A 20,999-nucleotide genomic window follows, 5' to 3' on the forward strand; every position below is an offset into this window, starting at 1 on the left:
TTAAACCTTTATGCCATGGGCGGCGAGATCGCTGCGCAGCTTCCCGGCGCCGGTGAAGTGAACAGCATGCCAGCCGGCAGCGCGCGCGCCTTCGACGTTCGGATAGGAATCGTCGATGAAGATCGTCGAGGCCGGGTCAAGACCGAAGCTCTTGGCGTGGGTATCATAAATCGCGACATCCGGCTTGATCAGGCCGATATCGCCCGAAACCGTCACGCCGCGCGGCTTCTTGAGGAAGGGATAGCGCTCCTGCGCCTCGCGAAAGGTATCGGAGGCAAAATTGGTCAGCATGGTGACGTCGCGGCCTTCCGCGATAAACTGTTCCAGAATGGCGACGCTGTCGTCATAGGCATGCGGAACCATCTCATGCCAACATTTACGGAAGCTGCGGATTTGCTCTTCCCGTTCGGGGTGATCGGCGATCAGCAACGCTTCGGCATCGCTCCAGGTGCGGCCGCGATCCTGCTCAAGGTTCCATTCATGAGTGCAGACATTAGCGAAAAACCATTCACGCTCGGCATCGTCCGGAATGATCCGGCTGTAGGGAAGGTTTGGATCATAGTGGAGGAGAACCTTGCCGATATCGAAAACGATGTGCCGTATTTCCGTCGTCATGAATGAATTCCTGATTTTTGGTCTAAACGCATTTTTGCGAACGCATTGGGAATAGCCTGAGCGATTGCTTTTTTCATGACTGTCGGGAGTGCCTGCTCTTCAAGATTTGTAACCGGCGCCCACCATCCGTCATGGTTGTCACTCTGCGTCACCGACTTGGCACGCCAAATCGACAATCTCAATTCGAAATGCGTGAAGACATGCGTCACCGTGCCTGCCGGCTGCCAGTCGGCAGGGAAGGGCGCGGCCTCGATGCCGGTCTCGCCGTCGATCCGCGCCGTCCAGCCGGTCGTCGGAACCTCGGTCATGCCGCCGAGCAACCCCCTTTCCACACGCCGCCGCAGGAAGATTTCCCCCTCATCATTGACGGCGACGAAGGCCGCGCCCTGGCGTACCGGCTTTTCCTTCTTGGCTGCCTTGACCGGGAAACGTTCGGGATCATGTGCAGCCAGCGCCTGACAGGCGCCGTTGAAGGGACAGAGCGAACAGACCGGACGCTTCGGCGTACAGATCGTCGCACCGAGATCCATCATCGCCTGGGCGAAATCGCCCGGCCGGTCGGCGGGCGTCAGTAAGGCCACTCTCTGCTTCATCAACGGCTTGGCGCCAGGCAACGGTGTCGAAATCGCATAGAGCCGGGAAATGACGCGCTCCACATTGCCGTCCATCACTGCCGCCTGGCGGTTGAACGCGATGGCAGCGACGGCGGCGGATGTATAATCGCCGATACCGGGAAGCGCTCGCAGACCCTCCTCGGTATCGGGAAAGCGGCCGTCATGCTTCGCTGCAACCGCCTCGGCGCATTTCTTCAGGTTGCGGGCGCGGGCATAATAGCCGAGCCCCGCCCAGGCCGCCATGACCTCTTCATTCGCAGCCGCGGCGAGATCGTTGACGGTTGGCCAGCGCTCCAGGAATTTCGCAAAATAGGATTTGACCGCCGGCACGGTCGTCTGCTGCAGCATCACTTCCGAGAGCCAGATGCGATAGGGATCGGGCTTCACGCCGCGCGCGGCCATCGGCGGCGAGACGCGCCAGGGCAGGTCGCGGTGGTGGCGGTCGTACCAGGCAAGCAGCGATGCGGCCGTGGGGAATTCTAAAGTCGTCGTCATGATTTGCCGCGTCGAGGGGAAGTGCTCTATACTTGGCCAAGCTGTGTCGGGCGATCAAGGTGCCGGACGCATAAAGCCTGTGTAGAGACCCAGTTGAAATGAGTTATCCCCGAAAAGGCGAAAAGCAGATTTCCGAGCTGACCAACGGCATTGTCGATCCCGTGCTGGCAAAGCGCGCAGGTATCAATACAACGCTGCTCGGCTGCTGGGACGAGATCGCCGGCGAGGACTTTGCCGATTGCACACGGCCGGAGAAGATCGCGTGGGCGAAGCGAAGCGGTCCCGGCATGGACGACCGCTATCAGCCTGGCGTGCTGACGATCGCCTGCGAGGGCGCCCGCGCGCTCTTCTTGACGCATGCCCAGGGCGAACTCATCCAGCGCATCAACAGCTTCTTCGGCTTCTATGCCGTCAACCAGATCCGCATCGTGCAGAAGCCGGTCTCGGTTGCCTCCAAACGCTCCCGCACGCCGCCGCCGCTGAAGGGCGAGGCGGCGCGCAAGCTGGCCGACATGATGAACGGCATCGAGGATGAGAAGATCAGGGCCGCCGTCCAGCGCCTGGGTACGGCCATGGCGTGGAAGCGGCGGTAGGAGATAATAGTACTGAATATCGAAACCGGATTGGATATCCGTTCCCGTTTGCTATATTTGTATAGCGAACGGAGTTAGATGTGATGCTGGCCTTAAGGCTTCCGCCGGAAATTGAAGCAAGACTCGATGAGCTCGCCAAGCGTACGGGGCGCAGCAAGAGCTTCTATGCGCGCGAAGCAATTCTCGAGCATCTCGATGATCTTGAGGATATCTATTTGGCGGAAAAGCGTCTCGAAGAGCTTCGCCGTGGTGAGAGTGACACCGTTTCGCTGGCCGAACTGATGGCGCGTTATGGCGTGGCGGATTGAATTTCAACGAGCCGCCGAGCGCGAACTAGACAAACTCGGACATGAGGTTTCCCGACGAATCTTGAAGTTTCTTTACGACCGTGTTGCCAAGCTGGATGATCCGCGTGCCATCGGAGAGGCGCTGAAGGGCTCGGAACTCGGCGATTTCTGGAAATACAGAGTAGGGGATTATCGTATTATCGCGCACATAGAAGATAGAGCCGTGCGGATACTGATCGTTCGAATCGGCAACAGACGTGAAGTCTATCGAAAATAATCCGACCATGCTGTATTCGATACAGCTAATTGTCTCGTTGCGATTCCGGCAGCAATTTTAGCTTTTTGTCTTTCCCCGGTCACAATTCTTTGAAGAAAGTTGGCCAACCGTGCCTTGTTAGCGGCAAGCTGCCGTTATATCGCATGAAACATTCGAAGACCTCTTTCAACGACGGGTGACTCTATGCCGATGTCCGACATGCTCTTGACCAAACGCCACCTGCTGGGCGGTTCTGCCGTTGCAGCCCTTTCCGTGGCGTTCTCTGCCGTTGCAGGCACCGCATCCGCCGCAACTGCAGAAGACGAAGTGCCGCCGTCGGACGGCAATGTCGACATGAATGAAGTGCTGAAGCCCGGCCCGCTGCCGGAGATCGCACTCGGCAAGGAAGATGCGCCGGTCAAGATCGTGGAATACATGTCGCTGACCTGCCCGCACTGCGCGCATTTTGCCGTCACGACCTTCGACACGATCAAGCAGAAATATGTCGATACCGGCAAGGTTCGCTTCATCATCCGCGAATTCCCCTTCGATCCGCGCGCTGCCGCAGCCTTCATGCTGGCCCGCTGCGCCCCGCAGGAACAGTACATGCCGATGGTCGAAATGCTCTTCAAGCAGCAGATCGCTTGGGCTTCTCCAGATGTCGACGGCCGTGCCGCATTGCTCCAAATGTCGAAACTCGCTGGTTTTACTGAGGATAGCTTCACGAAATGCTTGACGAACCAGAAGCTTCTGGATGATGTCAATTCCGTACGGGAACGCGCAGCCAAGGATTTCGGCGTCAATGCGACGCCGACCTTCCTGATCAATGGCAAGCGCTATGCAGGGGACATGTCTGTTGCTGCCATGTCGAAGCTTATCGACAGCCTGCTCTGATCCGCGCCTTTTTACATCACAGGCGGGCGGCCGAGATCGCACGCCTGTTTTCCATTACCTCCCTCTCGAGGGGGGAGGTCGCGTGGAACGCGCGGGTGGGGGTGATTTCCGGGGTGAACGCATGATTACCCCGCCCTGGATCTTGGGTCCGACTCTGCCCTTCAAGGGGAGGGTGGAGATCAGCCGATGAAATTCAACAGGCTGAGACTTGTCGGCTTCAAATCCTTCGTCGAACCGGCGGAATTCGTCATTGAGCGTGGCCTGACCGGTGTCGTCGGCCCGAATGGCTGTGGCAAGTCCAATCTTGTCGAAGCGCTGCGCTGGGTCATGGGCGAGAATTCCTACAAGAACATGCGCGCGTCCGGCATGGATGACGTGATCTTCTCCGGATCCGGCAATCGCCCGGCCCGTAACACCGCCGAAGTCGGCCTCTACCTCGACAATAGCGATCGCACCGCGCCCGCCGCCTTCAATGACAGCGACGAAATCCAGGTCACGCGCCGCATCGAGCGCGAGCAGGGCTCGGTCTATCGTATCAACGGCAAGGAAGCGCGCGCCAAGGATGTGCAGCTGCTGTTTGCCGATGCTTCCACCGGTGCCCGTTCGCCTTCCATGGTCGGGCAGGGGCGTATTGGCGAGCTGATCCAGGCGAAGCCCCAGGCGCGTCGCCAGTTGCTGGAAGAGGCAGCGGGCATTTCCGGCCTGCACTCGCGCCGCCATGAAGCTGAGCTGCGTCTGCGCGCCGCCGAAGGCAATCTCGAGCGGCTTGACGATGTGACCTCGCAGCTCGAAAGCCAGATCGAGAGCCTGAAGCGGCAGGCGCGGCAGGCCAATCGCTTCAAGATGCTCTCGGCCGATATCCGCGCCCGCGAGGCCATGCTGCTGCATATCCACTGGGTGCAGGCCAAGGAAGCCGAAGCCGACGCCGACAGCGCGCTCAACCAGGCAACAGTGCTCGTCGCCGAAAAGGCGCAAATCCAGATGGAAGCGGCAAAGGCACAGGGCATTGCCAGCTTCAAGCTGCCGGAACTGCGCGACGAAGAGGCGAAAGCCGCCGCCGCTTTGCAGCGTCTGCAGATCGCCCGCTCCCAGCTGGAGGAAGATGTCAACCGCATCCTCCGCCGGCGGGATGAATTGATTCGTCGGCTGGCACAGCTGGCGGAGGACATCAGCCGCGAGCAGCGGCTTGTCGCCGACAACGCTGCTATTTTGGCAAAACTCGACGCGGAAGAAGCCGATCTCGCCGATATTCTTGCCGATTCCGGCAGGCTTGCCGAAGAAACGCGCTTAGCCTTCGAGGAAGCGGCCACCAAGCTCGCCGACAGCGAGCGGATATTTACGACGCTGACCGCAGAACGTGCTGAAGCTGCCGCCGCTCGCAATCAGCTGGAGCGCGCCATCCGCGATCTGGCCGATCGCAAGATGCGGCTCGAGCGACAGGCCGATGAAGCGAACCGCGAGCTTGCCGCCATCGACGAAAAGATGGCCGATCTGCCCGACCCGAGTGAAAAGCGCGACATGGTCGAGGCGGCGGAAAACGTCGTTGCGGATGCGGAAAGCGAGATCCAGCGTGTCGAAGCCGTTCTTGCCAAGGCGCGTGAAACCGAGGCGCTGTCGCGGGGCCCCGTTGAGCAGGCGCGGGCGCGTCTGAATGCGCTGGAAACCGAGGCGCGGACCATTTCCAAGATGCTGGCGGCGGGCGATACGTCCGGTGCCTTTTCCCCTGTCGCCGAAGAGCTGCGTGTCGACCGTGGCTTCGAAACGGCGCTTGGCGCAGCCCTTGGCGATGATCTGGAATCCTCGCTCAGCTCCGAGGCACCCGTCTATTGGTCGGATAATGGCAGCGGTGCGAACGACCCGGCCTTGCCGGAAGGTGCCGCGCCGTTGATTACCCATGTCGGCGCGCCGGCGGCATTGACGCGGCGTCTGCGCCAGATCGGCATTGTCTCGGTGGAAGACGCGCTGCGGCTGATGCCCGAGCTGAAGCCGGGACAGCGGCTAGTGACCAGGGATGGCGCCGTGTTTCGCTGGGACGGTCACGTGACCGGAGCGGATGCGCCGAGTGCGGCTGCCCTGCGGCTTGCCCAGAAGAACCGTCTTTCTGAGTTGGAAGCCGAAGCGGAGCTTGCGCGCGATGTGCTAGCCGAGGCCGAGGAGCGCCTGTCAGCAGCCGCCGATGCGATCCGCGCAGAAGAAGGTCATCTCACGACTGCCCGTGACGCAAGCCGTCTTGCTGCCCGTCATCTGGCCGAGGCGCGCGAAGCGCTCGCTGCCGCAGAGCGCGCTTCCGGCGATCTCATCCGCCGCCGTGACGTCATCATTGAGGCCGTCAGCCGGCTGCAGGAGCAGCTGGAAGACGTTGTCATGCAGGATGAAAATGCCCGCATCGAGCTGGAAGACGCGCCGAATCTCGACGCCATCGATCTGAAGTTGCGCGACCAGCAGGCCGAAGTCGCAACGGATCGTGGCGTGCTGGCCGAAGCACGCGCCCGCCATGAGGGCTTGAACCGCGAAAACGAGGCGCGGCAAGGTCGTATCCTGGCGATCCAGCAGGAGCGCGACACCTGGCATCAGCGCGCCGCCAGCGCCGAGGAGCACATTCAGACGCTGCGCGACCGTGAAGAGGAAGCGCGCGAAGAGGCGGCTGAGCTCGATCTGGCACCCGATGAGTTCGATGACAAGCGCCGCGCCTTGATGAACGAGCTGCAGAAGGCCGAGGATGCCCGCCGGCAGGCCGCAGACCGTCTTGCCGAAGCTGAAGGCATCCAGCGCGAAGCCGATCGCCATGCGGCGACGGCACTCTCCGAGCTCGCCGAAAGCCGGGAAAAGCGCGGCCGCGTCGAGGAGCGGCTGGTGTCGGCGCGTGAGCGTCGGCAGGAAAGCGAATTGCGCATCCGCCAAGCCCTGAACGTCGAGCCGTATGAGGCGATGCGCCTGACCGGCCTTTCAGTATCGCAAAATGTGCCTGACCTCCGCGAAGTCGAGCGCGAGCTGGAGCGGCTGAAGATCGAGCGCGAGCGTCTCGGTGCCGTCAATCTGCGCGCCGAGGAAGAGAGCAAGGAGCTGACAGAGCGGCTGCAGGCGCTGATCAAGGAACGCGATGACGTCATCGACGCCATCCGGAAGCTGCGCGGCGCGATCCAGAGCCTCAACCGCGAGGGCCGCGAACGCCTGATTGTCGCCTTCGACATCGTCAATGCGCAGTTCCAGCGGCTGTTCACCCATCTTTTCGGCGGTGGCACGGCCGAACTGCAGCTGATCGAATCCGACGATCCGCTGGAGGCAGGCCTCGAAATTCTCGCCCGGCCGCCCGGCAAGAAGCCGCAGACCATGACGCTGCTTTCCGGCGGCGAGCAGGCACTGACGGCCATGGCACTGATCTTTGCGGTGTTCCTCACCAATCCCGCGCCGATCTGCGTTCTGGACGAAGTGGATGCGCCGCTCGATGACCACAATGTCGAGCGCTACTGTAACCTCATGGACGAGATGGCGGCCTCTACTGAGACTCGCTTCGTAGTCATCACCCACAATCCCATCACCATGGCCCGCATGGATCGCCTCTTCGGCGTCACCATGGCGGAGCAGGGCGTCTCGCAGCTCGTCTCCGTCGACCTGCAGACCGCCGAACGGCTGCGCGAAATCGCTTGAGAGCGATGATAAAACTGTTCCCGTTTCGACAAGAAATTGCTCCGTCGTCTGCCGCACAGCCCTAAAGCGTGCTAGCGTCGTCTTTAAATCAACAACATGGGCGCTGATCCGCTCGGAAGGGAAGTATGTCTGACTCGACTGGCGGTATTTTCGATATCCTCGGAATACTTGCCGTATTGCTGCTCGTCGCCGCCAACGGCTTTTTCGTTGCGGCGGAGTTTTCTCTGGTGTCCGTCCGCCGCAGCCGCGTGACGGAGCTCGTTGCCGAAGGGCGCATGAACGCCAAGGCGCTGCAGAAGGCGGTCGATAATCTCGATGCCAATCTCGCCGCCACGCAGCTCGGCATCACCATTTCCTCGCTTGCCCTCGGTTGGGTCGGCGAACCCGCTCTTGCTCATCTGCTCGAGCCGCTGCTCGATTTTCTGCCCGGAACATGGGCTGCGGCTGGGTCGCATGCGATCGCCGTCGCCATTTCCTTCATCATCATCACGGCGCTTCATATCGTGCTTGGCGAGCTTGCGCCGAAGAGCCTGGCGTTGCAGCGCAGCGAAGGCACCGCGCTTGGCGTCGTGCGTCCGCTCGGCCTGTTCCTCTTCTTGCTGCGTCCGGCCATTACCGTGCTGAACGGCCTCGGCAATCTCGTGCTCCGCCTTTTCGGCCTGCGTCCCGGTGCCGGCGAGGGCTCGCTGCATTCGCCGGCCGAGATCAAGCTCCTGATCGCCGAAAGCCAGGAGGCTGGTCTGTTGGAACAGGCGCAGCAGGATCTGGTCGAACGCGTCTTCAATATCGGCGACCGCGACGTCTCCGACATCATGACGCCGCGGCTCGAGGTCGAGTGGATCGATGCCGACGATCCGCCAGAGGAAATGCAGAAGACCATTCGTGAAAGCCGCTTCGAGCAGCTTCTTGTGGGTCGCGGATCGATCGACGAGCCGATCGGCATGATCCTGAAGAAGGATCTGCTTGACCAGCTTCTGAACGGCGAGCCGCTGAACCCGATGGCCGTCATCCGCCAGCCCCTGGTCGTTCATGAATCGACGGCTGTCTTCAAGGTGCTTGAAAACTTCAAGCGCGCGCCCGTCCGCCTCGCCATGGTTATCGACGAATATGGCAGCCTGGAGGGAATCGTCACGCAGACGGACCTGCTGGAAGCGATTGCCGGCGATCTGCCCGACATGGAAAACGAAACGCCCGATGTCGTTGAGCGCGCCGATGGATCGCTGCTGATGGAAGGCATGATGCCGGTCTATGACGCCTTCGCGCGGCTGGGGCTGCGCTTCAGCGACGAGGACGTCAATTTCCACACGCTCGCAGGCTTTGCGCTTTACCAGCTCGGCCATCTGCCAGAAGTGGGCGAAAGCTTCTCCTTCGGCGGCTGGCATTTCGAGATCATCGATCTCGACGGCATGCGCATCGACAAGATTCTCGCCAAGCGCGAGCCGCAAGCTTAGCCGCCGAATCACTCTGGATGGACCGGAAGGTTCTCGATTTCGATCAATCGACTGAAATCGGGAGCCTCCGCGTCATATTTATTGTGCAGCGCAACATTTCGCCGTATTTGTCGATTTTCATTTGTGCTGCAGTGAATTAAGTTCAACCGGAGGAGTTGGACAGAGACGATGACGAATTGGGTCTACACATTCGGCGACGGTAAGGCCGAGGGGGGCGCCGGCGATTTTGAACGGCTCGGCGGCAAGGGCGCAAATCTTGCTGAAATGTGCAATCTCGGCCTGCCGGTTCCACCGGGACTGACGATCGTCAGCGATGTCTGCAGCTTCTATTACAAGAACGGCCGTAAAATCCCTGAAGAGCTGAAGCCGCAGGTCATGCGAGGTCTGCAGCGAATGGAGGCCATCACCGGGCGCAAGTTCGGCGATACGGAACGACCGCTGCTGGTATCCGTGCGCTCCGGCGGCCGCGCCTCTATGCCGGGCATGATGGATACGGTTCTCAATCTCGGGCTTAATGACGCTACAGTGCAGGCGCTCGGCCACGATGCCGGCGATGCTCGTTTTGCCTGGGACAGCTACCGCCGCTTCATCCAGATGTATGCCGATGTCGTCATGGGTCTCGACAATGAGGTCTTCGAAGAGATCCTGGAGGATGAGAAGGCCCGGTTCGGTCATGAGTTCGATACCGATCTGACCGCCGTCGAATGGCAGCATGTCGTCTCGATCTACAAGGCAGTCATCGAGGAAGAATTGGGCGAGGCCTTCCCACAGGAGCCGGAAGTTCAGCTCTGGGGCGCTGTCGGTGCCGTTTTTGCCAGCTGGATGAACGCGCGCGCCGTCACCTATCGCAATCTGCATAATATTCCAGAGGCCTGGGGTACCGCCGTCAATATCCAGGCGATGGTGTTCGGCAATCTCGGCAATTCGTCCGCGACAGGCGTCGCCTTCACGCGAAATCCGTCGACGGGCGAGAAGGAGCTTTACGGCGAATTCCTCGTCAATGCGCAAGGGGAGGATGTCGTTGCCGGCATCCGCACGCCGCAAAGCATCACGGAAGTCGCCCGGATCGCGTCGGGCTATGACAAGCCGTCGATGGAAAAGCTGATGCCGGAAGCCTTTGCCGAGTTCCGGAACATCTGCGCGCAGCTGGAAGCGCATTACCAAGACGTGCAGGACCTGGAATTCACCATCGAGCGCGGCAAGCTTTGGATGCTGCAGACGCGCAATGCTAAGCGAACCACCAAGGCGGCGATGAAGATCGCCGTCGACATGGTCGATGAGGGACTGATCACCGAAGACGAAGCTGTTTCCCGCATCGATCCGACGTCGCTGGACCAGCTTCTGCATCCGACGATCGACCCGCGCGTCCACCGCGAGGTCATCGGCTCCGGCCTGCCCGCATCTCCAGGGGCTGCCACGGGCGAAATCGTCTTCACCGCCGAAGAGGCGATCATTGCCGAGGAAGAAGGCCGCAAAGCCATTCTCGTACGGATCGAGACGAGCCCCGAAGATATTCACGGCATGCATGCCGCTGAGGCGATCCTGACCACGCGCGGCGGCATGACCAGTCACGCGGCCGTCGTTGCCCGCGGCATGGGCATTCCTTGCGTCGTCGGCGCCGGCACCATGCGCATCGACATGCGTAATGAGAAGCTGATCGGTATTGGCGTCACCTTGAAGAGGGGCGATATCGTCACGATAGACGGCTCTACCGGCCAGGTCCTGAAGGGCGAAGTGCCGATGATACAGCCGGAATTGTCAGGTGATTTCGGGCGCATCATGGCCTGGGCGGACCGCTCGCGCCGCATGACGGTGCGCACCAACGCCGACACACCTGCCGATGCGCGCGCGGCCCGTTCCTTCGGCGCCGAAGGCATCGGCCTTTGCCGCACTGAGCATATGTTCTTCGAAGGCGACCGTATTCATGTGATGCGCGAGATGATCCTTGCGGAGGACGAAACGGGGCGCCGTGCCGCCCTCGCCAAGCTCATGCCCATGCAGCGGCTTGATTTCACCGGCCTTTTCACCATCATGCATGGCTTGCCCGTGACGATCCGCCTGCTCGATCCGCCGCTGCACGAATTCCTGCCGAAGACGGATGAGGAAATCGCCGAAGTGGCCGGGATCATGGGTATGGAGCCGGCCGCGCTGCGTCAGCGGGTGGATGCGCTGCACGAGTTCAATCCCATGCTTGGCCATCGCGGTTGTCGCCTGGCGATTTCCTATCCGGAGATCGTCGAAATGCAGGCCCGCGCCATCTTCGAGGCGGCGGTCCTCGCTGCACGCGAGACGGGGGCTGCCGTTGTGCCCGAAATCATGGTGCCGCTCGTCGGTCTGCGCTCGGAGCTCGATTACGTCAAGGCCCGCATCGATGAGGTGGCGCGCGCCGTGATGACCGAAGCGAAAATGAAGATCGACTATCTCGTCGGCACGATGATCGAGCTGCCGCGCGCGGCCTTGCGTGCCCATATCATCGCGGAGGCTGCCGAATTTTTCTCCTTCGGTACGAACGACCTGACGCAGACGACATTCGGCATGTCACGCGATGACGCTGCCGCCTTCATCCCGACCTATCAGCGCAAGGGCATCATCGAGCATGACCCCTTCATATCGCTCGATTTCGACGGGGTCGGCGAACTCATCCGCATCGCGTCGGAGCGCGGCCGCCGCACGCGCAACGACATGAAGCTCGGCATCTGCGGCGAGCATGGCGGCGATCCCGCGTCTATCCATTTCTGCGAGGATATCGGATTGGATTACGTATCCTGTTCGCCGTTCCGCGTGCCGATCGCGCGGCTTGCGGCGGCGCAAGCCGCGATCAAGGGGCGAGCCTGATTCTCAAATTCTGAAATATGCAGGTCAGTGGCGCCAGTAGCCGCGATGGTAGTAATATCCCGGACCGCCGACGACGATGGTCGGACCCCAGAAGAAGTCGTCATTGCTTTCCATGAAAGCCCGCTGATCCGCGCGCCGGCTAAGATCCTGATTCATCAGGCAATTGGCAAAGTTCTGGGTGCCTGGTTTAAAGCCATAGCCGCTGCATCTTGACGCATCGGCCGCCCGGATTTCTTCGGCCGTCTGGCAGGAGGAGAGTGCAAGCACGATGGCGAGAAGAGATAGTGCGGAAGCTGCGATACGCATGACATGTTATCCTGAATGCGGATTTACAGGCACAGACTATAGCGTCGCGCGTGGTGGCGCGAAAGACGTATTACCGCCGCAGCCAGGTTGCTTAGGCCGCTTCCTTTGGCTTTGTCGGCATCCGCTGCAAGAGATCGACAAAGGCATCGGCGAAGCGCAGCAGGTGCGCGGTGTCTTCATCCGGCTGCAGCAGGCGGATTTCCGCACCGTCTTCGTCCAGAGCGGCAAAGAGGGTGCGCATCGTTGCATTCCCTTCGGGAATTCGCAGCACCGCCAATCTGCGGCAATCGGGTATCAGCCCTTCAGCCGGCAGATCGAACAGGAAGTCGCCCTGCACGGCCGAAGCGGCCTTGCGCACGGCTTCGCAGAAGCCAGGTTCGCCGCCGGAAAAACCCTCAAGCGAAAGCTCCAGTTCAAGCAGCTCCAGCGGCAGGAACGGGTCGATCGTATCGGTTCCGGCAATCGCCGCTCCCGGCACTGATTTGGCAGTGACGTCTTGAGAAAGCATCGGTTCCATCTCATCAAGTCCTTTCACAGCCTCGATAAAACGCTAAAGAATGGCCTTTTTTAGGAATTTAAGCAAGTGCTCACGTTTTTGGTCTAGGCGTTACTGGTTTGAGCTTGGACAAAACATTGGACACCGATGCCGTGACATTCGATTTATTTTCGGCATTTCTTGATCTAAACATAAGTCGCTTTCTGGGATTCGGTGCATCCGGCTTCCGATCCGACGCGCCGACGAGCCTTTGATGACCATTCGTTTCGACCGTCCTGTTTCACATGCCGCCCGCGCCGCGCGTTTGATCGCTTCGTTTGCATTGGTTCTCTGCGGAGTGACGCTGATCGGCCACCGTTTCGGCCCGCTGGAAACGCCTTACTTCGTTCTGCTGCTCCTGATTTCTGCCGGCTGCGCCATCCTGGCGGTGCTGCTCGCGCTGGTCGGTCTTGCTCAGCTCTGGCAGAGTGCCGCCATCGGTGGTGTCTCCGCCGTCAAGGCGCTCGTCTATGCCGCCCTGCCGCTGGCGATTTTCGGTTTCGGTGCCGAGCGCTACTGGACCCGGCCGCATATCTACGAGATTTCGACCGATCTCAACGATCCGCCGGAATGGCTGGCGACGCCGGATGCGCGGCAGTTGTGGCTGCCGCCGCGCCATCTGGTGACGCAGCAGGAACGCGAGGCGCAGTTCGATGCCTATCCCGCTTTGATCAGCCGCCGCTACGAGGGCGCTGCCGACCGTGTGTTGGAGGCGGTGCGCAAGGTTGCGCATGATTATCACATCACCATCGTCAAGGCCGAAGGCGCCGATGTGGCCGATCCGAATGGCAATGTGAGGCCGAAGCGGCGTGGACGCCCGCAGACCGTCAATCCAGCCCAGGATGACAGCGCCGCCGGCGATGTGCCCGCTATCGTTCCTGTGCCGACGCCACGTCCCTTCCGTGACGGAGTGGCGGAACTCATCCGCCAGAATACCGACGTCATTCTGCAGGGCGAGGTGCGAACCCGCATCTTCGGCCTGCCATGCGATATATTGATCCGCATTCGCGAGGAGGCGGAAACGACGCTGGTCGATATCCGTGTTGCCTCCCGCTACGGCCAGGATGATCTCGGGGTCAGCGCCGATCTGGCCGATGGCTACCTGAAGGCGCTGGATGCCGAACTGCTCGGTATCGCCGGAAGCTGAGACGGCTCAAGCCGGTCGATATGTTCCCAACAGCGCCGGCGGCCCATCGGTTTCCACCTGCCCCTTCTCCACCAAGTCTTCCAGATGCGCCAGCACCGAAAGTGCTGCTGCGCCATGCAGGCGCGGGTCCGTATCGCGATAGATGGCCTTCACCATGTCCGGGATCAGCCGGTCGCCGGCCTTGATGCGTTCCAGCACGGCGCGCTCGCGCATGCGCCGGTGGGTTCTGAGGCCGCGCATGAAGGAGGCCGGCTCCTTCACCGGCCCGCCATGTCCGGGCAGGAACAGCCGGTCGTCGCGGGCGAGAAGCCGCTCCAGCGAGGCCATGTAATCCGCCATCGATCCGTCAGGAGGCGCGACGATCGAGGTCGCCCAGGCCATGACATGATCGGCGGAAAAGACGATGCCCGTGCCCTCGAGCGCGAAGCAAGCGTGGTTGGCCGTATGGCCAGGCGTCAGCAGCGCCGTCATCGTCCAACCGTCTCCAGAGACGTTTTGACCATCGGCGAGCACGATATCGGGCTGAAACTCCATGTCGGAGCTTTCGGCAAAGGGATTGATCTCGCCCTGATGCAGCGGCCGCGCAGCCCGATGCGGCCCTTCGCCGACAGTCAGCGCCCCCGTCGCCTCCTTCAGCCGCTTCGCCAGCGGAGAGTGATCGCGATGAGTATGGCTGACAAAGATATGCGTGACCTCGCGCCCCTTCAGCGCCGCCATCAGGGCAGCGAAATGCTCTTCATTCTCCGGGCCCGGGTCGATGATGGCGACGGAAGAGCCGCCGACGATGTAGCTGTTGGTGCCGTGGAACGTGAAGGCGCTGGGATTGTTGACCGTCATCCGCTCGATGCCAGGCACGACGGGGATGGCGCGGCCATAGGCGGGTTCGAAGGCGAGGTCGAAGTCAGGCGTGCTCATGATTGCTTGTATTCGATTTCGATGAATGACATCGGCTCGGAGCCAGCATTGACGACATTGTGCTCCACGCCCGCCTCGCGCCGGTAGGCAGCGCCCCTGGCGATATCGACCCGCCTGATACCGCCGGGCTCCTCCAGCAGAAACTGGCAATCCGTCATCGGCACCACGACATAGCCAAGGCCATGAACATGATGCCCGGTATCGGCGCCAGGCTCGAAATCCCAGCGCGTGATGCGGCAGACAGCGTCGTCGAGAAGCACGGTGGGCATGGCCGGAGGGCGGGCGCGAAACTGGCTCATCGGACCTCTTCACTTCAAATGCGATGCAACAAGACCTATCATAGCCGCGCAGAAAGCACACAGAAATATGCATCCGCACATCACTTAGTCATTGTAGCGCGATGCGACCTTTGCTAATCAGACGCCGATTTGGCTGGCATGACAGCTATTTCTCTGTTGGGGCGTCGCCAAGCGGTAAGGCACCGGTTTTTGGTACCGGCATTCCCAGGTTCGAATCCTGGCGCCCCAGCCACACGACATCCGACAAAATAGTGATTAGTTGACCTTCTTCGGCTTGACGACCGTGGGCTCAACAGGTGTCGATCCTGCCCATGCAAGCTTGTTCGTGAATGCGCTGCAAGCCTGCATGTCGCCAACCAAGATCGATGCGCCTACGAAATTTCCGTTCACCCGGTCGCGAGCCTTCTTAACGTCCGCGTCGGTCGCGCCGAGTGCTTTCGCCTGGGCAAGGTTCTTTTCCGCATCGGCGCGCATTTGTACAACCGAGCTGTATCCACCGTAAGCAGGACAGTTCGTGGCAATCGTTTCCGCGCCCGCATAGCGGTTTAGGTAAGTTTCCATCGGCGATCCGGGGGTGGTTGCACAGCTTGCGAGCGCAGATATTCCGGCCAATGCCGCAAGAGATTTCAACTTCATATTAGCGCCAACAAAAGTAAATTAACGCTGAAGTTGCAATCAACGATATAACTTTTAAGATGTCTATAGTGAAATAACGAAGGGTGAGGAGAAATCCCTAGGTGGGTGACTTGCACACAAAAACGGGCAGCCCTCGCAGGCCGCCCGCTGATATTGTTTCGGGATGAAGCTTTTGGCCTTAGTCCGCTTGTTCGGCTTTTGCAGTCTTTTCCAGCGGAGCCAGAAGCTCGGCGCAGTAGGAGGGGCCGCTGACGCCGGGCTGGTCGCCGAGGATTTTAACCGACCGGATTTCGTAGCTCTGGTTGGTAACGATGTCGGCCTTGCAGCTGAGGGAGCGCTTGCCGGCTTTCTTGCCGTCCTTGTTGACGATGGTGACGTTCTTGTAGCCGCCACGCCAGGTGTAGACGCGATTACCGCCTTCATCGCGATCTGAGATCGGCGGGCCGTAAGCCGCGAAGAAGCGGCCTGCAGACTGGCCCTGCCAGCGATCCTGAACGGGGTTCTTCGCAAGCAGCGGCAGGGCTGCTGTCGTTGTTGTCGTCGTGGTGCTGCAACCGGCCAGCGCCAGCAACAGTCCAGCCGCGGTCATCATGCGGATATTCATCGTGTCGTCCTTGAGCTTCTGTCACGCATAAGGTTGCGGAAAGGCCGCTGTCCCACGGCATTTCCACCTGTCCCGCTTAGGGCTTTAGCGCCAAAGCCGGCAAAAGAAAATTCCCATCCGCGTGTACAAACGGGATTTTACTTGATCTGTTGCGTCTTTTGCACGCCGGCATTTTCGGCCGCTGTTTCCTGCCGGTTTTCTAGGCAGATGCGGCTGTAATTTTTTCGTCAAAAATCAGATGCTTTTTTTGAATTTGGTGCTTGTGCATCAAAAATGGCTGGTCTATAGAAGCGCCGCTGGTCACGGAGTGTAGCGCAGTCTGGTAGCGCACCACGTTCGGGACGTGGGGGTCGAGTGTTCGAATCACTCCACTCCGACCAGCTTAAGACACTGATCTTGTTCCCGAAAAAATCTCCCATTTAAGAGTGCTGTCTGCGTGCCTTGCAAGGCCGGACGGGGTTTCGCCAATGCCTGATGGCGGCGTTTCGATCAGGCCGTCTCGCTCCTTGAGGACGGGCGTATGAGGCTTTGCCGCAATCCTTCTGGTGCCTGTCGCCTATTCCCCCTTTCATAAGCTCACATCCAAACCGCGCCTCGGGTACGCTTTTACAAAACCGGCTCTTTTTGTCGCCCGAAGCACCATATACAAGGAAGAGGGACGTGCATCCGACTCAGGCGAGAGTTCGGCTGGCAGGTGCTGGAGCGGAGTAACGGAATGAGTCTTGTTGACGGGGTGGCCAGATTGGCTGGGGAGACGATCATGGGGCGACGGCAGACTAACAGCGCTTTGCGCAGTAAGGCCGTTGGGAAGAGATTGGGAATTGGGAAGAGATTGGGAATCGCGACCGGCTTCAGTGTGCTGGCGTTGAGCGCCGCATTTCTTCTGGGTTCCAGCAGCAATGCCCTGCGTGCCGCCGATTGCGGCAACGTCGCCGGACCTGGGCTTGACTGGAGCGGCTGCAGCAAGACCAATATCATGCTGCAGAGCAGCGACCTTCACGGTGCCAATCTGGCCGGCGCGCATTTCGACAGCACCGATCTCAGCGATACCAATCTGACCTCGGCCAATCTCGAGAAAGCGACTCTGGTGCGTGCCTGGCTGAAGAATGCCAAGGCCGATGGCGCCAACTTCGCAAAGATCGAGGCATATCGCTCCGATTTCAGCAGTGCCTCCGCCAATGGCGCGTCCTTTGCCAATGCCGAATTGCAGCGCGCCGAATTTGCCGGCGCGCAGCTGAAGAACGCCGATTTTCAGAAGGCGGAGCTCGGCCGTGCCGATTTCGACAAGGCCGTGCTGACGGGCGCGAATTTCTCCTTCGCCAATCTCTCGCGCGCCACGTTGAATGGCGCGGTGATGGACGGGTCGACTTCCTTCAGCGGCGCCTTCATGTATCTGACGCGCATCGAGGGTCTTGATCTTTCGAAGGCAAGCGGTCTGCAGCAGGCGCAGATCAATCTAGCGTGCGGGGATAATACGACCATATTGCCGTCCTGGTTGAAAGCGCCGTCCAGCTGGCCTTGCCCGCCCGATGAGAAGGACTGACAGTCTCTTCGTGACAGAACTTCGAAAGAGCAGACACATGTTCGTAGAAAAATCGATCCAACATGGCAGCAAGCCCGAATTCTATCGAGAGCTTGCGGATCAGCTGAAGGCCTTGCTTGATGGTGAGCGCGATGGGATTGCCAATGCGGCCAATACCTCGGCGCTGATCTTCCAGATGCTGCCGGAGCTTAATTGGGCGGGCTTTTATTTCCTTCACAGGGAAGACGAGCTTGTGTTGGGGCCGTTTCAAGGCAAGCCCGCTTGTGTCCGCATTGCCGTCGGTCGCGGCGTCTGCGGAACAGCGGTCGAAAGGGCGCAGTCGGTCCTCGTCGAGGATGTGCATGCCTTTCCCGGGCATATCGCCTGCGATGCGGCCTCGCGGTCGGAGCTGGTCGTGCCGCTCTTTCGCGATGGGAAGGTCTTCGGCGTCATCGATCTCGACAGCCCGCTGCCCGGCCGCTTCGATGGTGACGATCAAGCCGGTATCGAGGCGCTCGCCGCGATTTATGCGGCCTCAAGCGAGGCGAATGGCTAAGCTGCAGGAAGGGCAGGGCGTCACGCAGTCGTGATCGATATGGCAAATCGATCGCGTGATACCTATATTGGCCCTGCAAACACTCCCTCAGCGCTGCTCGAGCTTCATCCGGCCCTCTCCGTGCCCCCAGGACCAGGCCAAGCTCGGAGGGCGTGCCGAGGGGCAAGGAGAACAACAATGGGCAAATACAGCAAGACGGCAGAGGCCATCGCCAAGCTTACCCCTGAGCAGTATCGCGTGACGCAGCAGAGCGGCACGGAACGTCCCGGCTCCGGTGAATATCTCTATAACAAGCAGCCGGGCATCTATGTCGATATCGTCTCGGGCGAGCCGCTTTTTGCTTCCGCCGACAAATTCGATTCCGGCTGCGGCTGGCCGAGCTTCACCAAGCCGATCGAACCCGCCAATGTCAGCGAATTGACCGACATGTCGCATGGCATGGTGCGCGTCGAAGTGCGCTCGGCCAATGGCGACAGCCATCTGGGCCATGTTTTCCCGGATGGTCCGATCGATCGCGGCGGCTTGCGCTATTGCATCAATTCCGCCTCGCTTCGCTTCGTGCCGCGTGACCGCATGGAGGCAGAGGGCTATGGTGCCTATATCGATCAAGTGGAGGATGTAAGATGACAACGGAACGTGCAGTTCTCGCCGGCGGTTGCTTCTGGGGCATGCAGGATCTCATCCGCCGTTACAACGGCGTCATCTCGACGCGCGTCGGCTATAGCGGCGGCGATGTCCGCAACGCCACCTACCGCAACCACGGCACCCATGCCGAGGCGATCGAAATCATTTTCGATCCGCAGAAGATCAGCTATCGCGATCTGCTGGAATTCTTCTTCCAGATCCATGATCCGACCACGCGCAACCGGCAGGGCAACGATGTCGGTTTGAGCTACCGCTCGGCGATCTTCTACACCAGCGAAGAGCAGAAGCAGGTCGCGTTGGATACGATCGCCGATGTCGACGCTTCCGGCCTTTGGCCCGGCAAGGTCGTCACTGAGGTCGCCCCCGTCGGCGATTTCTGGCAGGCAGAGCCGGAGCACCAGGATTATCTGGAGCGCTATCCGAACGGCTATACCTGCCACTTCATCCGGCCGGGCTGGAAACTGCCGCGCCGGCAGGCCGACGCAGCGCAGCGCGCGGCGTCCTGATGAAAGGATCGGCCGGCGCTGGCCGGCTGGACTCCTTCCTTGGCTCATGGGAGGTGAAGCGGCGGATCATCGATCGCTTCAATCGCTCCCTGGTCACATTCGAAGGGCAGGCGTTCGTTACGCCTGTCCAGTTCGAGGAACATGGCGATACGCGAAGCGACCATGCAACGCTGAGAAGCAGCCGCACCTATCGGCTTGACGATGCCGACGACGATCTCGTCGTGCGTTTCCCCAATCTTTCGGAATTCATTCGCATCGGTGAGGGCGCCTCGCAGCGCGTCACCCATCACTGCGGTCCCGATCTTTATCGAGGCCGTCTGTTCTTTCGCACGTCGGATGATTGGGCGGAGATGTGGCATGTGCGCGGGCCCAGAAAAAACTACCTGAGCCTCGCGCACTACCGACGCATTTGATCGGAACCGGTCTCCCGAATGGGAGGCCGCGTTAGCGAGCCTGGCGCCGTGCCCGGACGGCCTTCGCCAAATCTTCCAGCGTGCGCACCGAGGTCGGCCAGTCGATGCAGCCATCCGTGATGCTTTGGCCGTAAACCAAAGGCTTGCCCGGCACGAGATCCTGGCGGCCGGCGACGAGATTGCTCTCCATCATCATGCCTTTGATCCGCCGATCCCCGCCTGCGACCTGCTCCGCGACCGATGTGACGACGAGCGGTTGGTTTTCCGGGTTCTTGCTGCTGTTGGCATGGCTGGCGTCGATGATGATGCGCGGCTCGAGCCCGACCTTGAGGGACTGTTCTGCCGTCGACTGCACGCTCTCGGCGTCATAATTGGGCTCTCTGCCGCCTCGCAGGATGATGTGACAATCCTCGTTGCCGCGGGTCGAGGCGATCGCGGCAAGGCCTTCCTTGGTCACGGCCGGGAAGTGATGCGGTTGCGATGCCGCGACGATTGCGTCGAGCGCGATGCGCACGTCGCCATTCGTGCCGTTCTTGAAGCCGACAGGGCAGGAGAGGCCGGATGCGAGCTGCCGATGCACCTGGCTTTCGGTCGTCCTCGCGCCGATCGCGCCCCAGCTCACGAGATCGGAAATATATTGCGGCGTGATCGTATCGAGATATTCGCAGCCTGCCGGCAGACCGATCTCGTTGACGTCGAACAGCAGCTTGCGGGCGATGCGCAGGCCTTCCTCGATGCGGTAGCTGCCGTCGAGATGCGGGTCGTTGATCAGACCCTTCCAGCCAACCGTCGTACGTGGCTTCTCGAAATAGACGCGCATGATGATTTCGAGATCGTCCGCGAAGCGGTCCCGTTGTTCCCTGAGCAGGGCGGCATACTCGTGGGCAGCAGCCGGATCGTGAATGGAGCAGGGGCCGATCACAACGATCAGTCGGTCGTCTTCGTCGCGCAGGATGTTGTGGACGGCGTTGCGCGCCCCGGTGACGGTCGCTGTCACCGCCTCGTCGCGGGGGATTTCATCGATAATTCGAGAGGGCGGCGTCAGCGCCGTGATCTCGACAATGCGCAAGTCGTCAGTGGAATTCAACACGGTATCGGTTCCTTTTGGGGTCATACCGTGGCGACAAAAAAGCCGCCAGGTAGAACTAGCGGCTGTTCGGGTCTTTGCTGTCGTGTCTTTTCTAACTACGCACAGGCCCGTCTCCGCTGAGAGCAGCGGTACGAATA

Annotated in this window: 22 protein-coding genes and 2 tRNA genes; 15 read left to right on the forward strand and 9 right to left on the reverse strand. The window is 60.5% G+C overall.

Translation table 11 applies throughout. The features are described 5' to 3' along the window. Together AC13QY_RS22310 and mutY are read right to left on the reverse strand one after the other, a co-directional pair. A complete protein-coding gene (locus AC13QY_RS22310; RefSeq protein ID WP_113353932.1) occupies window positions 1–615 on the reverse strand; it encodes an HAD family hydrolase in 615 nt (204 codons plus the stop codon). Then, window positions 612–1,727 (reverse strand): A/G-specific adenine glycosylase, encoded by a 1,116-nt coding sequence (mutY, locus tag AC13QY_RS22315; protein ID WP_173004620.1) that lies wholly within the window; start codon window positions 1,725–1,727, stop codon window positions 612–614. Before mutY ends, AC13QY_RS22310 begins: the two co-directional genes overlap by 4 nt. A gap of 95 nt (window positions 1,728–1,822) precedes the next feature. Between mutY and AC13QY_RS22320 the strand changes: the two genes are divergently transcribed. The 7 genes from AC13QY_RS22320 (at window position 1,823) to ppdK (ending at window position 11,688) form a co-directional block, all read left to right on the forward strand. Beyond that, window positions 1,823–2,317 (forward strand): DUF721 domain-containing protein, encoded by a 495-nt coding sequence (locus AC13QY_RS22320; protein ID WP_113353934.1) that lies wholly within the window; start codon window positions 1,823–1,825, stop codon window positions 2,315–2,317. Window positions 2,318–2,400: 83 nt separating this feature from the next. Then, window positions 2,401–2,625 carry a type II toxin-antitoxin system RelB family antitoxin gene (gene relB / locus AC13QY_RS22325; RefSeq protein ID WP_069613789.1) on the forward strand — a complete coding sequence of 75 codons (225 nt, stop codon included), beginning with the start codon at window positions 2,401–2,403 and terminating at the stop codon, window positions 2,623–2,625. Next, complete coding sequence (locus AC13QY_RS22330) at window positions 2,609–2,881, forward strand: type II toxin-antitoxin system RelE family toxin (protein WP_112724546.1); 273 nt, start codon at window positions 2,609–2,611, stop codon at window positions 2,879–2,881. The genes relB and AC13QY_RS22330 overlap by 17 nt, the downstream gene beginning before the upstream one ends. A gap of 183 nt (window positions 2,882–3,064) precedes the next feature. After that, complete coding sequence (locus AC13QY_RS22335; RefSeq protein WP_069613791.1) at window positions 3,065–3,754, forward strand: DsbA family protein; 690 nt, start codon at window positions 3,065–3,067, stop codon at window positions 3,752–3,754. Between the two features lie 186 nt (window positions 3,755–3,940). Continuing rightward, entirely contained in the window at window positions 3,941–7,402 is a 3,462-nt protein-coding gene (gene smc / locus AC13QY_RS22340) for a chromosome segregation protein SMC (RefSeq protein ID WP_488493934.1), read from the forward strand. 125 nt (window positions 7,403–7,527) lie between these two features. Continuing rightward, entirely contained in the window at window positions 7,528–8,853 is a 1,326-nt protein-coding gene (locus tag AC13QY_RS22345) for a hemolysin family protein (protein WP_488493935.1), read from the forward strand. 168 nt (window positions 8,854–9,021) lie between these two features. Then, complete coding sequence (gene ppdK / locus AC13QY_RS22350; protein WP_488493936.1) at window positions 9,022–11,688, forward strand: pyruvate, phosphate dikinase; 2,667 nt, start codon at window positions 9,022–9,024, stop codon at window positions 11,686–11,688. A gap of 24 nt (window positions 11,689–11,712) precedes the next feature. On the opposite strand, the gene AC13QY_RS22355 is transcribed toward ppdK, so the two are convergent. Then, complete coding sequence (locus AC13QY_RS22355; RefSeq protein WP_113331937.1) at window positions 11,713–11,994, reverse strand: hypothetical protein; 282 nt, start codon at window positions 11,992–11,994, stop codon at window positions 11,713–11,715. A gap of 91 nt (window positions 11,995–12,085) precedes the next feature. Continuing rightward, a complete protein-coding gene (locus tag AC13QY_RS22360) occupies window positions 12,086–12,502 on the reverse strand; it encodes a hypothetical protein (RefSeq protein WP_113331985.1) in 417 nt (138 codons plus the stop codon). A gap of 241 nt (window positions 12,503–12,743) precedes the next feature. Here AC13QY_RS22360 and AC13QY_RS22365 point away from each other — a divergent pair, with 241 nt between their 5' ends. Then, window positions 12,744–13,676, forward strand: a complete 933-nt coding sequence (locus AC13QY_RS22365) for a DUF1499 domain-containing protein (protein WP_145633056.1) — start codon at window positions 12,744–12,746, stop codon at window positions 13,674–13,676. A 6-nt stretch (window positions 13,677–13,682) separates the two neighbouring features. On the opposite strand, the gene AC13QY_RS22370 is transcribed toward AC13QY_RS22365, so the two are convergent. Both AC13QY_RS22370 and AC13QY_RS22375 read right to left on the reverse strand, forming a co-directional pair. Beyond that, window positions 13,683–14,591 (reverse strand): MBL fold metallo-hydrolase, encoded by a 909-nt coding sequence (locus tag AC13QY_RS22370; protein WP_113331935.1) that lies wholly within the window; start codon window positions 14,589–14,591, stop codon window positions 13,683–13,685. Continuing rightward, window positions 14,588–14,890, reverse strand: coding sequence for a cupin domain-containing protein (locus AC13QY_RS22375; protein WP_113331934.1), 303 nt, complete (start codon window positions 14,888–14,890; stop codon window positions 14,588–14,590). Before AC13QY_RS22375 ends, AC13QY_RS22370 begins: the two co-directional genes overlap by 4 nt. Before the next feature lie 157 nt (window positions 14,891–15,047). On the opposite strand from AC13QY_RS22375, the gene AC13QY_RS22380 reads away from it, so the two are divergent. Beyond that, window positions 15,048–15,122, forward strand: a tRNA-Gln gene (locus AC13QY_RS22380). Window positions 15,123–15,145: 23 nt separating this feature from the next. Here AC13QY_RS22380 and AC13QY_RS22385 read toward each other — a convergent pair. Together AC13QY_RS22385 and AC13QY_RS22390 are read right to left on the reverse strand one after the other, a co-directional pair. Beyond that, on the reverse strand, window positions 15,146–15,526 hold the full coding sequence (locus AC13QY_RS22385; RefSeq protein WP_488493937.1) for a hypothetical protein: 381 nt from the start codon (window positions 15,524–15,526) through the stop codon (window positions 15,146–15,148). Between the two features lie 178 nt (window positions 15,527–15,704). Further along, a complete protein-coding gene (locus AC13QY_RS22390; protein WP_152093580.1) occupies window positions 15,705–16,130 on the reverse strand; it encodes a hypothetical protein in 426 nt (141 codons plus the stop codon). 303 nt (window positions 16,131–16,433) lie between these two features. Between AC13QY_RS22390 and AC13QY_RS22395 the strand changes: the two genes are divergently transcribed. The 6 genes from AC13QY_RS22395 to AC13QY_RS22420 all read left to right on the forward strand — a co-directional run bounded on the left by AC13QY_RS22395 (window position 16,434) and on the right by AC13QY_RS22420 (window position 19,772). Continuing rightward, a tRNA-Pro gene (locus AC13QY_RS22395) sits at window positions 16,434–16,510 on the forward strand. Window positions 16,511–16,968: 458 nt separating this feature from the next. After that, window positions 16,969–17,673, forward strand: coding sequence for a pentapeptide repeat-containing protein (locus AC13QY_RS22400; RefSeq protein ID WP_371864909.1), 705 nt, complete (start codon window positions 16,969–16,971; stop codon window positions 17,671–17,673). A gap of 37 nt (window positions 17,674–17,710) precedes the next feature. Next, window positions 17,711–18,208 carry a GAF domain-containing protein gene (locus AC13QY_RS22405; protein ID WP_113353944.1) on the forward strand — a complete coding sequence of 166 codons (498 nt, stop codon included), beginning with the start codon at window positions 17,711–17,713 and terminating at the stop codon, window positions 18,206–18,208. Between the two features lie 177 nt (window positions 18,209–18,385). Further along, window positions 18,386–18,835, forward strand: coding sequence for a peptide-methionine (R)-S-oxide reductase MsrB (gene msrB / locus AC13QY_RS22410; protein WP_069613810.1), 450 nt, complete (start codon window positions 18,386–18,388; stop codon window positions 18,833–18,835). Further along, entirely contained in the window at window positions 18,832–19,359 is a 528-nt protein-coding gene (gene msrA, locus AC13QY_RS22415) for a peptide-methionine (S)-S-oxide reductase MsrA (RefSeq protein ID WP_113331928.1), read from the forward strand. The genes msrB and msrA overlap by 4 nt, the downstream gene beginning before the upstream one ends. Further along, the gene (locus tag AC13QY_RS22420) at window positions 19,359–19,772 is read left to right on the forward strand and encodes a DUF6314 family protein (RefSeq protein ID WP_113331927.1); all 414 of its coding nucleotides are present in this window, start codon (window positions 19,359–19,361) and stop codon (window positions 19,770–19,772) included. The genes msrA and AC13QY_RS22420 overlap by 1 nt, the downstream gene beginning before the upstream one ends. A gap of 31 nt (window positions 19,773–19,803) precedes the next feature. Here AC13QY_RS22420 and AC13QY_RS22425 read toward each other — a convergent pair whose 3' ends face one another. After that, complete coding sequence (locus tag AC13QY_RS22425) at window positions 19,804–20,886, reverse strand: 3-deoxy-7-phosphoheptulonate synthase (RefSeq protein WP_173002495.1); 1,083 nt, start codon at window positions 20,884–20,886, stop codon at window positions 19,804–19,806. Between the last annotated feature and the right edge of the window lie 113 nt (window positions 20,887–20,999).

Source organism: Martinezella sp. CNPSo 3795 (assembly GCF_057784475.1).

Excerpts from the sequence above, each read along its gene's own strand:
- AC13QY_RS22335 (WP_069613791.1), top strand. The coding sequence starts at position 3,065 with ATGCCGATGTCCGACATGCTCTTGACCAAACGCCACCTGCTGGGCGGT.
- AC13QY_RS22345 (WP_488493935.1), top strand. The coding sequence starts at position 7,528 with ATGTCTGACTCGACTGGCGGTATTTTCGATATCCTCGGAATACTTGCC.
- AC13QY_RS22355 (WP_113331937.1), bottom strand. The coding sequence starts at position 11,994 with ATGCGTATCGCAGCTTCCGCACTATCTCTTCTCGCCATCGTGCTTGCA.
- AC13QY_RS22425 (WP_173002495.1), bottom strand. The coding sequence starts at position 20,886 with ATGACCCCAAAAGGAACCGATACCGTGTTGAATTCCACTGACGACTTG.
- relB (WP_069613789.1), top strand. The coding sequence starts at position 2,401 with ATGCTGGCCTTAAGGCTTCCGCCGGAAATTGAAGCAAGACTCGATGAG.
- AC13QY_RS22390 (WP_152093580.1), bottom strand. The coding sequence starts at position 16,130 with ATGAATATCCGCATGATGACCGCGGCTGGACTGTTGCTGGCGCTGGCC.
- AC13QY_RS22365 (WP_145633056.1), top strand. The coding sequence starts at position 12,744 with ATGACCATTCGTTTCGACCGTCCTGTTTCACATGCCGCCCGCGCCGCG.
- AC13QY_RS22405 (WP_113353944.1), top strand. The coding sequence starts at position 17,711 with ATGTTCGTAGAAAAATCGATCCAACATGGCAGCAAGCCCGAATTCTAT.
- msrB (WP_069613810.1), top strand. The coding sequence starts at position 18,386 with ATGGGCAAATACAGCAAGACGGCAGAGGCCATCGCCAAGCTTACCCCT.
- smc (WP_488493934.1), top strand. The coding sequence starts at position 3,941 with ATGAAATTCAACAGGCTGAGACTTGTCGGCTTCAAATCCTTCGTCGAA.
- AC13QY_RS22385 (WP_488493937.1), bottom strand. The coding sequence starts at position 15,526 with ATGAAGTTGAAATCTCTTGCGGCATTGGCCGGAATATCTGCGCTCGCA.
- ppdK (WP_488493936.1), top strand. The coding sequence starts at position 9,022 with ATGACGAATTGGGTCTACACATTCGGCGACGGTAAGGCCGAGGGGGGC.
- msrA (WP_113331928.1), top strand. The coding sequence starts at position 18,832 with ATGACAACGGAACGTGCAGTTCTCGCCGGCGGTTGCTTCTGGGGCATG.
- AC13QY_RS22420 (WP_113331927.1), top strand. The coding sequence starts at position 19,359 with ATGAAAGGATCGGCCGGCGCTGGCCGGCTGGACTCCTTCCTTGGCTCA.
- AC13QY_RS22320 (WP_113353934.1), top strand. The coding sequence starts at position 1,823 with ATGAGTTATCCCCGAAAAGGCGAAAAGCAGATTTCCGAGCTGACCAAC.
- AC13QY_RS22310 (WP_113353932.1), bottom strand. The coding sequence starts at position 615 with ATGACGACGGAAATACGGCACATCGTTTTCGATATCGGCAAGGTTCTC.
- AC13QY_RS22360 (WP_113331985.1), bottom strand. The coding sequence starts at position 12,502 with ATGCTTTCTCAAGACGTCACTGCCAAATCAGTGCCGGGAGCGGCGATT.
- AC13QY_RS22370 (WP_113331935.1), bottom strand. The coding sequence starts at position 14,591 with ATGAGCACGCCTGACTTCGACCTCGCCTTCGAACCCGCCTATGGCCGC.
- AC13QY_RS22375 (WP_113331934.1), bottom strand. The coding sequence starts at position 14,890 with ATGAGCCAGTTTCGCGCCCGCCCTCCGGCCATGCCCACCGTGCTTCTC.
- AC13QY_RS22330 (WP_112724546.1), top strand. The coding sequence starts at position 2,609 with ATGGCGTGGCGGATTGAATTTCAACGAGCCGCCGAGCGCGAACTAGAC.